This window comes from Streptomyces sp. NPDC088730 (genome assembly GCF_044751215.1).
Lineage (GTDB): Bacteria > Actinomycetota > Actinomycetes > Streptomycetales > Streptomycetaceae > Streptomyces.
On record NZ_JBIVLK010000016.1, the window covers coordinates 41371 to 54654 of the forward strand.

Consider the following 13284-nt stretch of genomic DNA (forward strand, 5'->3'; position numbering starts at 1 on the left):
CGTGATCGCCATGGTCCGTAAGGATCCCGCCACACCCGCCCCGGTTTCCCGCCCCGGCTTCCCGCCCTGGTTATTCGCCCTGGGCGAAGGTGCGCCGGTACTCGCTCGGAGTGGTGCCGAGGATGCGCTGGAAGTGCAGCCGCAGATTCGCGCCGGTGCCGAGCCCGACATCGGCCGCGATCTGCTCGACACCCCGCTCCGAACGCTCCAGCAGCTCGCGGGCCACATCGATCCGGGCGCGCATGACCCACTGCATCGGGGTGTACCCGGTGTCCTCGGTGAAACGCCGCGAGAACGTCCGGGGCGACACCGCCGCGTGCCGGGCCAGCGCGTCGAGGGTGAGGGGTTCGCCCAGCCGGTGCAGCGCCCACTCACGGGTGGCGGCGAACCGTTCCCCGAGCGGCTCCGGCACGCTGCGCGGCACGTACTGGGCCTGGCCGCCGCTGCGATAGGGCGCCGCGACCAGCCGCCGGGCCGCGTGGTTGGACGCGGCCACCCCGAGGTCGCCGCGCAGCACGTGCAGGCACAGGTCGATGCCGGAGGCGGCGCCCGCTGAGGTCAGCACCCCGCCCTCGTCGACGAACAGGACGTTCTCGTCGACCCGGACGAGCGGGTACTTCGCGGCGAGCGCCCGCGTGTAGTGCCAGTGCGTCGTGGCGCGCCGGCCGTCGAGGAGGCCGGTGGCGGCGAGCGCGAACGCCCCGGTCGAGATGGCGGCGAGGCGCGCGCCCCGGTCGTGGGCGGCGATCAGCGCGTCGATGACCGGCTGCGGCGGGTCGTCACGGTCGGGGAGCCGGTAGCCGGGCACGAAGACGATGTCGGCCCAGCCGAGCGCGTCGAGCCCGTGGGTGACGTAGTACGACAGGCCGTCGCCACCGGCCACGAGACCGGGCGCCGCACCGCATACCCGCACCTCGTACGGCATGCTCGCGCGGGTCGTGAACACCTGGGTGGGAATGCCGACATCCAGTGGCTTCGCGCCGTCGAGGACGAGCACCGCGACGTGGTGCAGGCGGGGGGCTGGCATGGGAAACGAGGGTACGCGGCGGACCGCACGGGTAAGGAGGCACGACCCAGCGACGTGTCGTGTCCACGGGTACGGGGCCACGGCTCAGCGACGTGTCGTGTCCACCGGTACCCCCGCCGGCGCAGCGGCCGACGTGAGGAACGGATCCAGAAGGCGCAGCAGCTCGTCCGGCCGGTGCAGCGGGATGATGTGCCCGCAGTCCTCGACGAGGCGGCCGACCAGGCGGTCGGTCACCGGCCGCAGCTGCTGTTCGAGCGCTCTGCCGACGGGCCGGGCGCCGATGGCCATGGTGGGCACGGTCAGCCGGCCCCCGCGGGTGGCGTCCAGGATCTGCCCGGCGCTCGACGGCAGCGCGCGGTAGTACGAGAACGCGCACCGCAGGGCCTCGCCTCCGCTGAAGGCGTCGAGGAAGGCCGCACGCAGGGCGGGCTCCACGCCCTGCCCGAGCGTGCCCTCGTCCAGGAACCAGTCGATGTACCGGTCCTCGTTCCCGCCGAGTACAGATTCCGCGAGACCGGGCTCGCGGTGGAAGCCGAACCACCACGGTGGCCCCTGGGCAAGGAACTCCTCGGCGCCCGGAAGCGGGCCCAGCAGCGACTCCATGACCACCAGCCGCCGGACGAGACCGGGGCGGCGCATGGCCAGCAGGAAGGCCGGCGGCGCGCCCGCGTCGATGCCGACGACCGCCGCGGAACCCTCCCCCAGCGCGTGGAGCAGGGCCTCGGCGTCCGCCGCGAGCGTGCCCGCGTCGTAGCCGTCCACGGCCCGGGTGCTCGCGCCGAACCCCCGTAGGTCCGGCGCGATGACCCGGAACCGGTCCGACAGGCCGTCCATGACGTGGGTCCACAGCCGCCAGGTGTGCGGGAAGCCGTGCAGCAGCAGGACGGCCGGCCCGTGACCCGCGACGGCCACGTTGATCTCGATGCCGTTTGCCGTGACCCGCCGTAGCTCGGGGTGGCCGGGGGGACTCGACGGTACGGGCACGGTGGACTCCGGATCGGTTCGGGCGAGCGGCTCGCGGCCACGCGCGGTGGTTACCATTGGTGACTACAAAACGATAGGTAACTACTACGGGGGTGCCAAGACGGCACTTCCGCCTCAGGTGGTGAGCTCCAGGTGACCTCTACGGCGCGACGGTCCCCGCAGGGCGGTCGCGGAGACCTCTTCGACCCGAAGTGCCCGACCCGCGGCCTGCTCGACCGGATCGGCACGAAGTGGATGTCGATGGCCGTCAAAGTGCTGGCGGAGGCGTCCCCGGGGGAGGTGCGCTTCGCGGAACTGCGGCGCGGGATGCCCGGTATCTCGCAGAAGATGCTGTCCACCACCCTCCAGGGGCTGACCCGCGACGGCCTGGCCGAACGCCGGGTGGAGCCGACGGTGCCGCCGCGCGTCCACTACCGGCTCACCCCGCTCGGCCTGTCCCTGGAGGAACCGCTGGCCATGGTGCGCGCCTGGGCCGAGGAGCACATGGCCGAGATCGACCGCGCCAACCGGGAGAGCGAGGACAGGCCTTAGTGTGACCGGGTGACAGAATTCAACGCCCTTGGTGACAGCGGGGATTGGCAGAACGACTTCGAGCGGCGGCTGACCGCGTCGCTTCTGGCGGCCGGGCTCGGTGACGCCGCGGCGCAGCGCACCATCGAGGAGACGCGCGGCAGGCTCGGCAACTGGACCGTCGCCGGGATCACCGACGCCGGGACCAGGGTGGGATACGTCGCGGTGTCCGTGGAGGACGACGACGGGGTGCCCACCGGACGCATAGGCGACCTCCGCGTCGAGTCGGACCACGCGGGCCAGGGGTACGAGGAAGCCGCCCGGGACTGGGCCGAGGAATGGTGCGCGGAGCGCGGCGCGGGCCGGATGGACATACGGATCACCGACCCGGTCGGCGCGCTGTTCGACGGGTACGGCGTCCGGGGCCAGCTCAGGGCGCGGCACCTCGCCTCCCCGCCGGAGCCGGTCGAGGGCGTCACCGCGCGGCCGATGACGCCGGACGAATACCCCGGGTGGCTGGCCGCCGAGAAGCTCGCCTACGTCGGCGACATCGTCCGGTCGGGGGCCAAGAGTCCCGAGGACGCCGCGCGCAAGTCCGACGACGACTTCGCCAAGCTGATTCCCGAGGGCCTCGCGACGCCCGGGACCACGCTCCTGGTCCTTGAGGTGGCGGGTGAGCCGATCGGCACCGGCTGGCTGAAGCACGGGCACCTCCCGGGAACCACGTACGGCTACTCGCTCCACATCGACGAGCGGTACCGGGGCAAGGGGTACGGCCGGGCCGCGATGGCGGCCGGCGAGCAGGCGACCCTCGCGGCCGGTGACTCGGTGCTGATGTTCACCGTGTGGGGCGGCAACGAGGTGGCGATGAACCTGTACACCAGCGTCGGCTACCGGATCGTGGAGGAGTACCGGTCCGTCGACCTCCCCCGTTCCGCGGCCTGACGGGGCCCGGAGGCCGCCGGGGGCCGTGGCGCGCCCCTCGGACGGGGTGCTGGATCAGCTGCTCCGGTACCGGGTGGCCAGCTGCGGGCTCTGGCCGCCGAAGGCCGCCAGGTCCGCGGTGAAGACGTCCTGGAGGAGCCCGGGATCCTCGACGCCGGGGGCGCTGACGACCTCTCCGAGCTCCAGGCCGCGCAGTGTGCCGGTGACGAGGTCCTCGGCGCTCATGCGGGGCACGGCGCTCATGTCCAGGCCCTGGGAGGAGTGGAACTCGGTGGCGACGACGCCGGGGCAGACCACATGGGCCCTGACACCCGTGCCCGCCAGCTCGGCGCTGAGCGCCTGGGTCATGGCCACGAGGTGGGCGAGGGTACCCGCGTACGCGGCGCGGCGCGGCATCACCGACGGGTCGGCGGGTCCGGAGAAGGCGATCATTCCGGCGACGTTGATGAGGGTGCCGGTACCGCGCCGCAGCATGCCGCCGACGGCGGCGCGCATCAGCAGGGTGGGGGCGAGAACCTTGACGTTGATCAGTTCGCGGGCCTTGGCGGCGGGCAGCTCGGCCAGCGGCATGTAGTGGGAGACACCGGCGTTGTTGACCAGGACGTCCAGCGGCTCATCCGCGCAGTACTCCGCGACGGTGTCGATGCCCTCCTCCGTGGACAGGTCCGCGGCGACCGTGCGCACCTTCACTCCGGGATGGCCGGAGGCGAACGCCGCGAGACGGTCCCGGCGGCGGCCGACGACGATCAGGTCGTAGCCGTCGGCGGCGAAGCGCTCGGCGAATGCCCTGCCGATGCCGGAGGTCGCGCCGGTGACGAGAGCGAGTCTGCTCATGGGGGTGTTTCCTTTCGCTCTGCGGCCGCCGGCTCAGGATTCGCTCTCCGCCGCCGGCCTTTCCGTCGTGCCACCAGCCTGCGGCATTCTCCGGCTGTCAGACAGTGGACGCGTTTTCCTGGGACTCGCGGTACCAGGAAGGAGCCGGTCCGGGTTTGCCACAATGGCCGACATGGCTCATACAGAACTGGGCGGAGCCCTGCGTGCCTGGCGCGACCGTGTCGCCCCGGAAACGGCCGGCCTGTCCGCCACGAGCCGTAGACGCGCCCCCGGTCTGCGCCGGGAAGAGCTCTCCCAGCTCGCCGGCATCTCCGCCGACTACATCGTCCGCCTCGAACAGGGACGGGCCACCCGCCCCTCCTCCCAGGTGGTCGAGGCCCTCGCCCGCGCCCTCCGCCTCGCCCCGGCAGAGCGGGAGCACCTGTTCCGCCTGGCCGGACTGGCGCCGCCGGGCGCCGGCCTCATCCCCCGCCACCTCACACCCGGCATCCACCGCATCCTCGACCGGCTCGTCACCACCCCCGTCGCCGTGTACGACGCGGCCTGGACCCAGCTCCTCGCCAACCCCCTCTACACGGCCCTCATGGGCGAATGGCACGGCGAGGACCTGAACGCCGCCTGGCGCGCATTCGTCAGTTCCAGAACCCGCGTCCGCCATACCCCGCGGTCGAACGGAGAGCTCCGGGAACTCCTGGCCGCCGACCTGAAACGCACCAGCGGCCAATACCCCCACGACCCCGCGCTGAAATCGCTCATCGGGAAACTCCGCACGCGCAGTACGCAATTCGCCGGACTCTGGGAAAGCGGCACGGCCGCAGAACACGAAGCCGGCCGCAAAACCATCGATCACCCCCACGTCGGCCCCCTCACCCTCGACTGCGACGTCCTCAGCGTCGCGGGCAGCGGCCTGCGCGTCATGGTCTACACCGCACAGCCCGCAACCCGTGACGCGGAGCGCCTCGACTTCCTGTCCGTCGTGGGAACCCAGAGCCTCACCGAGTAGCGGGGCCCGCCGGCGGTCGTACGCGAGCTGAGCGGCTCAGGAGGCTTCGGCCGGGGCCACGCGCCGGCCGAAGCGCCAGGCCCCACCGGTGAATCCGCTGCCCCGCCCATTTCTTTGCATAAAAGTGCGACACTGCGTATAGTCATGCCATCGACGAGGAGGATTTCGATGGTGGTACGTGCAGCGGTGGCAGGGGCGAGCGGATACGCCGGCGGGGAACTGCTGCGTCTTCTCCTGGTCCACCCGGAGGTCGAGATCGGGGCCCTCACCGCGAACTCCAACGCGGGACAGCCGCTCGGGGCGCTGCAGCCTCACCTGCGGCCGCTCGCCGGGCGGGTGCTTCAGCCGACCACGCCCGAGGTGCTCGCCGGGCACGACGTGGTCTTTCTCGCGCTGCCGCACGGGCAGTCCGCCGCCGTGGCGGAGCAGCTCGGTGACGACGTGCTCGTGGTGGACATGGGGGCCGACTTCCGGCTCAAGGACGCCGCGGACTGGGAGAAGTTCTACGCCTCGCCGCACGCCGGGACCTGGCCGTACGGCCTGCCCGAGCTGCCCGGCGGGCGGGCCGGGCTGGCGGGCACCAAGCGTATCGCGGTGCCCGGCTGCTACCCCACCGCCGTGTCGCTCGCGCTCTTCCCGGCGTACGCGGCCCAGCTCGCCGAGCCCGAGGCCGTGATCGTCGCCGCCTCCGGCACCTCCGGCGCGGGCAAGGCGGCCAAGCCCCATCTGCTCGGGTCGGAGGTGATGGGCAACATGTCGCCGTACGGCGTCGGCGGCGTCCACCGGCACACCCCCGAGATGATCCAGAACCTCAGCGCGGCGGCCGGCGAGCCGGTCACCGTGTCGTTCACGCCGACCCTCGCGCCGATGCCCCGCGGCATCCTCGCCACGTGCAGCGCCAGGGCGAAGCCGGGCGTGAGCGCCGAGTCCCTGCGCGCCGCGTACGAGAAGGCCTTCGCGGACGAGCCGTTCGTCGATCTGCTGCCCGAGGGGCAGTGGCCCGCGACCGCCGCCGTGTACGGCTCCAACGCCGTCCAGATCCAGGTCGCGTACGACGAGGCGGCGGGCCGCGTCATCGTGATCAGCGCCATCGACAACCTCGCCAAGGGCACCGCGGGCGGCGCCCTGCAGAGCATGAACATCGCCCTCGGACTCCCCGAGGACACAGGTCTTTCCACGATCGGAGTCGCACCGTGAGCGTCACGGCAGCACAGGGATTCTCGGCGGCGGGCATCGCCGCCGGAATCAAGGACAGCGGTAACCCGGACCTGGCCCTCGTGGTCAACAACGGTCCGCGTCGCGCCGCCGCGGGCGTCTTCACCTCCAACCGTGTCAAGGCCGCCCCCGTCCGCTGGTCGGAGCAGGTCCTCAAGGGCGGCGCGGTGACCGCGGTCGTCCTCAACTCCGGCGGCGCCAACGCCTGTACGGGCCCGCAGGGCTTCCAGGACACCCACACCACCGCCGAGAAGGCCGCCGAGGTCCTCAAGGGCCACAGCGCCGGCGAGATCGCCGTCGCCTCGACCGGTCTCATCGGGCTGCTGCTCCCCATGGACAAGCTCCTGCCGGGCATCGAGAAGGCCGCGGCGGCCCTGAGCGAGCACGGCGGCGAGAAGGCCGCCATCGCCATCAAGACCACCGACACCGTGCACAAGACCGCCGTCGCGGGCGGCGAGGGCTGGACCGTCGGCGGAATGGCCAAGGGCGCCGGCATGCTGGCCCCCGGCCTCGCCACCATGCTCGTCGTGCTCACCACCGACGCCGACGTGGACACCGCCGGACTGGACGCCGCGCTGCGCGACGCGACCCGCACCACCTTCGACCGGGTCGACTCCGACGGCTGCATGTCCACCAACGACACCGTGCTGCTGCTGGCCTCCGGGGCCTCCGGAATCACCCCGGAGCAGGCGGAGTTCGCCGAGGCCGTGCGGACCGTCTGCGACGACCTGGCCCGGCAGCTGATCGGGGACGCCGAAGGGGCGTCGAAGGACATCCGGATCGAGGTCGTCAACGCCGCGACCGAGGACGACGCCGTCGAGGTGGGCCGTTCCATCGCCCGCAACAACCTCCTCAAGTGCGCCATCCACGGCGAGGACCCCAACTGGGGCCGGGTGCTGTCCGCCATCGGCACGACGAAGGCCGCCTTCGAGCCGGACGAGCTGAACGTCGCCATCAACGACGTCTGGGTCTGCAAGAACGGTGGGGTGGGCGAGGACCGCGACCTCGTCGACATGCGCTACCGGGAGGTCAGGATCACCGCCGACCTCGCCGCGGGCACCGAGTCGGCCGTCATCTGGGCCAACGACCTCACCGCGGACTACGTCCACGAGAACAGCGCGTACAGCTCATGACCACCGCGCGGAAGCACACCGCACTCCCGAAGGCGCAGATCCTCATCGAGGCGCTGCCCTGGCTGACCCGGCACAACGGCAAGACCGTCGTCATCAAGTTCGGCGGCAACGCCATGATCGACGAGGATCTGAAGGCCGCCTTCGCGCAGGACGTCGTCTTCCTGCGGCACGCCGGCCTCAAGCCGGTCGTCGTGCACGGCGGCGGTCCGCAGATCAGCGCCCAGCTCGACAAGCAGGGCCTGGTCAGCGAGTTCAAGGCCGGTCTGCGCGTCACCACGCCCGAGGCGATGGACGTCGTACGGATGGTGCTCGCCGGACAGGTCCAGCGCGAGCTGGTGGGCCTGCTCAACCAGCACGGGCCGCTCGCCGTCGGCATGACCGGCGAGGACGCCCACACCATCACCGCCACCCAGCACCGGCCCGTCATCGACGGCGAGGCCGTGGACATCGGCCGGGTCGGGGAGATCACCGCGATCGACACCGGGGCCATCGAGGCGCTCCTGGACGACGGCCGTATCCCGGTCATCTCCTCCATCGCCCGCTCGGCGGAGGACAACCACGTCTACAACGTCAACGCCGACACCGCGGCCGCCGCGCTCGCCGCCGCGCTGAACGCCGAGACGCTGATGGTCCTCACCGATGTCGAGGGCCTCTACGAGGACTGGCCGAACAGCGACGACGTGATCAGCCGCCTCACCGCCACCGAGCTGGAGAGGCTCCTGCCGGAACTCTCCAGCGGAATGGTGCCCAAGATGCAGGGCTGCCTGCACGCCGTGCGCAACGGCGTCGAGACCGCCCGGGTCATCGACGGACGGGTCCAGCACTCGATCCTGCTGGAGATCTTCACCGACGAGGGAATCGGCACGATGGTCGTGCCCGACGCACAGGGGGAAGCATGAGCAACGCCGAGCTCTCGCAGCGCTGGCAGACCGCGCTGATGGACAACTACGGCACCCCGAAGCTGTCCCTCGTACGCGGCGAGGGCGCGCAGGTGTGGGACGCCGACGGCACCCGGTACCTCGACTTCGTCGGCGGCATCGCGGTGAACGCGCTGGGCCACGCCCACCCCGCGATCGTCGAGGCGGTCTCCGCCCAGATCGCCTCCCTCGGCCACGTCTCCAACCTCTTCATCGCCGAACCGCCCGTCGCGCTCGCCGAGCGGCTGCTCCAGCTCTTCGGCCGCACCGGCAAGGTCTACTTCTCCAACTCGGGCGCCGAGGCCAACGAGGCCGCGTTCAAGATCGGCCGGCTGACCGGGCGCACCCACATGGTCGCCACCGACGGCGCCTTCCACGGCCGGACGATGGGCGCCCTCGCGCTCACCGGCCAGCCCAAGAAGCGTGAGGCGTTCGTCCCGCTGCCCGGCGATGTCACGCACGTCCCGTACGGGGACGCCGAGGCGCTGCGGGCCGCGGTGACCACCGAGACCGCGCTGCTGATCATCGAGCCGGTCCAGGGCGAGAACGGCGTCGTCGTCCCGCCCAAGGGCTACCTGGAGGTGGCCCGGGAGATCACCCGGGCCACCGGCACCCTGCTCGTCCTCGACGAGGTGCAGACGGGCATCGGCCGGTGCGGCACCTGGTTCGAGCACCAGCAGCACCAGGGCGTCGAGCCCGACCTGGTCACGCTCGCCAAGGGGCTCGGCGGCGGACTGCCGATCGGCGCCACGGTGGCGTTCGGCGCGGCCGCGGAGCTGCTGGCGCCCGGCCAGCACGGCACGACGTTCGGCGGCAACCCGGTCGCCTGCGCCGCCGGACTCGCGGTCCTGGACACCCTGGCCGCCGACGGCGCGCTGGACCACGTGAAGCGGCTCGGCGAGCGGATCCGGGAGGGCGTGGAGGGCCTGGGACACCCCCTGGTCTCCCATGTCCGGGGCTCGGGGCTGCTGCTGGGTATCGTGCTCACCGAGCCCCTCGCACCCCAGGTGCAGCAGGCGGCTCAGGGAGCCGGACTCCTGGTGAACGCACCCGCACCCGATGTCGTACGGCTGATGCCGCCCCTGATCATCGGTGACGCGGAGGTGGACACGTTCCTCCGGGCACTTCCCGGCGTACTCGACGCGGCACACGGACGATCCGGAGAATGACCTTCCGGAGAATGAGGCGACGACGATGACCGAGGCGCAGGAATCCGAGCACGGCGGGCCGTCCGTGCCGCAGACCCGCACGGCACGCCACCGCCGGATCGTGGACATCCTGAACCGGCTGCCGGTGCGCTCGCAGAGCCAGCTGGCCAAGCTCCTCAGCGACGACGGACTGAGCGTCACCCAGGCGACGCTCTCCCGGGACCTGGACGAACTGGGCGCGGTGAAGATCCGCAACACCGGTGGCGAGCTGATCTACGCGGTGCCGAGCGAGGGCGGTTTCCGCACCCCGCACGCCCCGCTGGGCGGCTCCGCGAAGGAGGAGCGGATGCGCCGCCTCTCCGCCGAACTGCTCATCTCGGCGGAGGCCTCGGCCAACCTCGTGGTGCTGCGCACGCCTCCGGGCGCCGCCCAGTTCCTGGCCTCCTCCATCGACCAGGCCGAACTGCACGACATCCTCGGCACCATCGCAGGGGACGACACGCTGATGCTGATCAGCCGCGACCCGGCGGGCGGACAGGCGCTGGCCGACCACCTGCTGCGGCTCGCGCAGAACGACCGCTGAGGCTCAGTAGCGGGTGATCGCGGTCGGGCCCGAACGGGTCCCGATCGCGAGGTGCGGATGGCGGGCGGGATCGGCCCAGGCCAGGATCCGGTCCATCGCGGCCGCCGGTACGGAGACACAACCGGCGGTCGCGCCGCGCCCGTTGACGTGCAGGAAGATTCCGGCTCCGCGCCCGCGCACCGGACGTTCGTAGTTGAAGCCGACCAGGAGCGCACGGGCGTACTGCGCGGGATACGTGATCAGGTGTTCGGCCTCGGACGCCCGGCAGTCGGCGGGCCGCGGCTCCACCCACCGGTTGTACGCCCGCGCCGCGTTGTCCTGGCACCACCAGGACCCGTGGTGGACCCGGCGGTAGGGATAGCGGGTACTCGGCGGGGCCGCCGCCACCCCGAAGGCGTACGGCAGGCCGTAGAGGCCGGTGGGCGTGGTGTTCGTACCCTGCTTCCGCGTGGCGCCCTCGGCCAGCCCGTTGGCCCCGAAGCGGGCGGGTGCGGATCCGGCCGCCACCCACTGCCCGGAACGCCTGCTCCACCAGGTGACCGTGCCCGTGGTGGCCCCGGTGGCGGAGGCCTCGGCGGTGATGAGCTGGGAGCCCCCGCCGGTGTCCGACAGCCGCGCAGGCAGCGGTGGCTCCGACTGCGGGCGGGCCCCGATGAGGGCGGTGAGGGCGAGCAGTACCGAACCGGTGACCAGACATCTGCGCATGTCCCGGACCGTAGTCCGGCCCGCGCGCCACCACCCGCGCGCCTGCTCCGTACGGCCCAACCGCTCACGGCGCGGGCGGCATGACCGGCAGCGGGAGCGGCAGCCCCGGCAGCCCGTCGATGCTGGTGGCGACGTGCTCCTTCTTCTCGAAGTAGGCGCTGAGCGAGGCGTCGTCCTCCCGTGCGAACCGCTGCGCGTGCAGTGGCCGGTCCTCGTCGTACGACATGAAGGGGATGGCGAACCCGCAGGTGTCCCGGATCAGCTCGGCGGTCACCACGATGATCGCCCGCAGCCCGTGCGACGAGGCGTCCACCCCGTGGAACCTGCCGAGCAGATCCGGGAACCGGGGGTCGTCGCGGAAGACCGGCTCGCCGCGGCCGTGCACCCGCACGATGGTGGGCGGGCCCTGGAACGCGCACCACATCAGCGTGATCCGGCCGTTCTCGCGCAGGTGGGCCACGGTCTCCGCGTTGCTCCCGGCGAAGTCCAGGTACGCCACGCGCTGTTCGTCGAGCACCACGAAGGAGCCGCTGACGCCCTTGGGGGAGAGGTTGACCGTGCCGTCGCCGTCCAGTGGGGCTGTCGCGGTGAAGAAGATGTGCTGCTCCTCGATGAAGGTCCGCAGCCGCCCGTCGATGCGTTCGTATGTCTTTCCCATGCGGTCGATTATCTTCCCCGGATCCCGCGCGGGCAGGGGGATTTCAACCGGTGGGACCGCGGTGGCCGGCCACGCGCAGCAGCCTGCGCGCCGCCACCCGCACCGGACGCGGCCGGTCCGCCGCCGCCCGGTCGCGCAGCCGCTCCGGGGTGCACCCGGCCGCGTCCGGCCGCAGCGCCCGGGTGCTCCCCGGAGTGGCTGCGCGGACGACGCCGGATGACGGGTCGTCGAGCAGGGGAGTCAGCCGCTCGCGGGTCACGGCGCCGAGGGCCCGCAGACCGGCGACGGTGTGAAGCGACTTTGACAAACCATACGGAGGAACGCATAGTTATACCTACCAGTGACCGCACCGTGAGGAGAAGCCCGTGACCGAGCGCGTCGTACTCGCCTACTCGGGCGGCCTGGACACCTCCGTCGCCATCGGCTGGATCGCCGAGGAGACGGGTGCCGAGGTCATCGCCGTCGCGGTGGACGTCGGCCAGGGCGGCGAGGACCTCGACGTCATCCGCAAGCGGGCGCTCGCCTGCGGTGCGGTCGAGGCCGAGGTCGCTGACGCCAGGGACGAGTTCGCAGACGAGTACTGCCTCCCGGCGATCAAGGCCAACGCCCTCTACATGGACCGCTACCCGCTGGTCTCGGCGCTCTCCCGGCCTGCCATCGTCAAGCACCTGGTGGCCGCCGCGGAGAAGCACGGCGCCGGAGTCGTCGCGCACGGCTGCACCGGCAAGGGCAACGACCAGGTCCGCTTCGAGGCCGGCATCGCGGCGCTCGGCCCCGGCCTGAAGTGCATCGCCCCGGTCCGCGACTACGCGATGACCCGGGACAGGGCGATCGCCTTCTGCGAGGAGAAGAACCTCCCGATCGCGACCACCAGGAAGTCCCCGTACTCCATCGACCAGAACGTCTTCGGGCGCGCGGTCGAGACGGGCTTCCTGGAGGACATCTGGAACGCGCCGATCGAGGACATCTACGAGTACACCGCCAACCCGGCCGTTCCGCGCGAGGCCGACGCGGTCGTCATCTCCTTCAAGGAGGGCGTGCCGGTCGCCCTCGACGGCGAGCCGGTCACCGTGCTCCAGGCCATCCAGCGGCTCAACGAACGGGCCGGCGCCCAGGGCATCGGCCGGATCGACATGGTCGAGGACCGGCTCGTCGGCATCAAGTCCCGCGAGGTGTACGAGGCGCCGGGAGCGATCGCGCTGATCACCGCCCACCAGGAGCTGGAGAGCGTCACCGTCGAGCGCGAACTGGCCCGGTACAAGCGGCAGATCGAACAGCGCTGGGGCGAGATGGTCTACGACGGCCTGTGGTTCTCCCCGCTCAAGCGCGCCCTGGACGGCTTCATCCAAGAGGCCAACCAGCACGTCACCGGCGACATCCGGATGACCCTGCACGCCGGCCGCGCCGTCGTCACCGGCCGCCGGTCCAGCGAGTCGCTGTACGACTTCAACCTCGCCACCTACGACTCCGGCGACACCTTCGACCAGTCCGGGGCACAGGGCTTCATCGAGATCTTCGGCCTCTCGTCGAAGATCGCCGCCCAACGTGACCTGAACTGACCCCACCCCGTTACGTCACCGCCTCCCCGGCCGCCCGTGCGGGGAGGCGGTCGCACATCCACC

General features: G+C 71.8%; 15 protein-coding genes. 9 read left to right on the forward strand and 6 right to left on the reverse strand.

What is annotated here, in order from left to right; translation table 11 throughout:
• Positions 1 to 70: 70 nt before the first annotated feature.
• Entirely contained in the window at positions 71 to 1027 is a 957-nt protein-coding gene (locus ACIP89_RS32185) for a GlxA family transcriptional regulator (protein WP_401930031.1), read from the reverse strand.
• Between the two features lie 84 nt (positions 1028 to 1111).
• A complete protein-coding gene (locus tag ACIP89_RS32190; protein WP_402117950.1) occupies positions 1112 to 2068 on the reverse strand; it encodes an alpha/beta fold hydrolase in 957 nt (318 codons plus the stop codon).
• A gap of 75 nt (positions 2069 to 2143) precedes the next feature.
• Between ACIP89_RS32190 and ACIP89_RS32195 the strand changes: the two genes are divergently transcribed.
• Positions 2144 to 2542, forward strand: a complete 399-nt coding sequence (locus ACIP89_RS32195; RefSeq protein ID WP_402117951.1) for a winged helix-turn-helix transcriptional regulator — start codon at positions 2144 to 2146, stop codon at positions 2540 to 2542.
• Positions 2543 to 2551: 9 nt separating this feature from the next.
• On the forward strand, positions 2552 to 3466 hold the full coding sequence (locus ACIP89_RS32200; RefSeq protein ID WP_402117953.1) for a GNAT family N-acetyltransferase: 915 nt from the start codon (positions 2552 to 2554) through the stop codon (positions 3464 to 3466).
• A gap of 54 nt (positions 3467 to 3520) precedes the next feature.
• Here the strand turns inward: ACIP89_RS32200 and ACIP89_RS32205 are convergent, their stop codons facing one another.
• Positions 3521 to 4300: an SDR family NAD(P)-dependent oxidoreductase gene (locus ACIP89_RS32205; RefSeq protein WP_401930039.1), complete on the reverse strand. Its 780-nt coding sequence runs from the start codon at positions 4298 to 4300 to the stop codon at positions 3521 to 3523.
• Between the two features lie 172 nt (positions 4301 to 4472).
• Here ACIP89_RS32205 and ACIP89_RS32210 point away from each other — a divergent pair, with 172 nt between their 5' ends.
• The 6 genes from ACIP89_RS32210 to ACIP89_RS32235 all read left to right on the forward strand — a co-directional run bounded on the left by ACIP89_RS32210 (position 4473) and on the right by ACIP89_RS32235 (position 10299).
• Positions 4473 to 5303: a helix-turn-helix transcriptional regulator gene (locus tag ACIP89_RS32210; protein WP_402117954.1), complete on the forward strand. Its 831-nt coding sequence runs from the start codon at positions 4473 to 4475 to the stop codon at positions 5301 to 5303.
• A gap of 168 nt (positions 5304 to 5471) precedes the next feature.
• Positions 5472 to 6500, forward strand: coding sequence for an N-acetyl-gamma-glutamyl-phosphate reductase (gene argC / locus ACIP89_RS32215; protein ID WP_401930316.1), 1029 nt, complete (start codon positions 5472 to 5474; stop codon positions 6498 to 6500).
• Positions 6497 to 7651, forward strand: a complete 1155-nt coding sequence (argJ, locus tag ACIP89_RS32220) for a bifunctional glutamate N-acetyltransferase/amino-acid acetyltransferase ArgJ (protein ID WP_401930045.1) — start codon at positions 6497 to 6499, stop codon at positions 7649 to 7651. Before argC ends, argJ begins: the two co-directional genes overlap by 4 nt.
• Complete coding sequence (argB, locus tag ACIP89_RS32225) at positions 7648 to 8550, forward strand: acetylglutamate kinase (RefSeq protein WP_401930047.1); 903 nt, start codon at positions 7648 to 7650, stop codon at positions 8548 to 8550. The genes argJ and argB overlap by 4 nt, the downstream gene beginning before the upstream one ends.
• Entirely contained in the window at positions 8547 to 9737 is a 1191-nt protein-coding gene (locus ACIP89_RS32230) for an acetylornithine transaminase (RefSeq protein WP_402117956.1), read from the forward strand. The genes argB and ACIP89_RS32230 overlap by 4 nt, the downstream gene beginning before the upstream one ends.
• Positions 9738 to 9762: 25 nt before the next feature.
• Positions 9763 to 10299 carry an arginine repressor gene (locus ACIP89_RS32235; RefSeq protein WP_311306710.1) on the forward strand — a complete coding sequence of 179 codons (537 nt, stop codon included), beginning with the start codon at positions 9763 to 9765 and terminating at the stop codon, positions 10297 to 10299.
• 3 nt (positions 10300 to 10302) lie between these two features.
• Here ACIP89_RS32235 and ACIP89_RS32240 read toward each other — a convergent pair whose 3' ends face one another.
• The 3 genes from ACIP89_RS32240 to ACIP89_RS32250 all read right to left on the reverse strand — a co-directional run bounded on the left by ACIP89_RS32240 (position 10303) and on the right by ACIP89_RS32250 (position 11969).
• Complete coding sequence (locus tag ACIP89_RS32240) at positions 10303 to 11004, reverse strand: L,D-transpeptidase (protein WP_402117958.1); 702 nt, start codon at positions 11002 to 11004, stop codon at positions 10303 to 10305.
• A gap of 64 nt (positions 11005 to 11068) precedes the next feature.
• The gene (locus tag ACIP89_RS32245) at positions 11069 to 11662 is read right to left on the reverse strand and encodes a pyridoxamine 5'-phosphate oxidase family protein (RefSeq protein WP_401930053.1); all 594 of its coding nucleotides are present in this window, start codon (positions 11660 to 11662) and stop codon (positions 11069 to 11071) included.
• A 43-nt stretch (positions 11663 to 11705) separates the two neighbouring features.
• Positions 11706 to 11969: a hypothetical protein gene (locus tag ACIP89_RS32250; RefSeq protein WP_402117959.1), complete on the reverse strand. Its 264-nt coding sequence runs from the start codon at positions 11967 to 11969 to the stop codon at positions 11706 to 11708.
• Between the two features lie 58 nt (positions 11970 to 12027).
• Here ACIP89_RS32250 and ACIP89_RS32255 point away from each other — a divergent pair, with 58 nt between their 5' ends.
• Positions 12028 to 13221, forward strand: coding sequence for an argininosuccinate synthase (locus tag ACIP89_RS32255; protein WP_402117961.1), 1194 nt, complete (start codon positions 12028 to 12030; stop codon positions 13219 to 13221).
• The last annotated feature ends 63 nt before the right edge of the window (positions 13222 to 13284 follow it).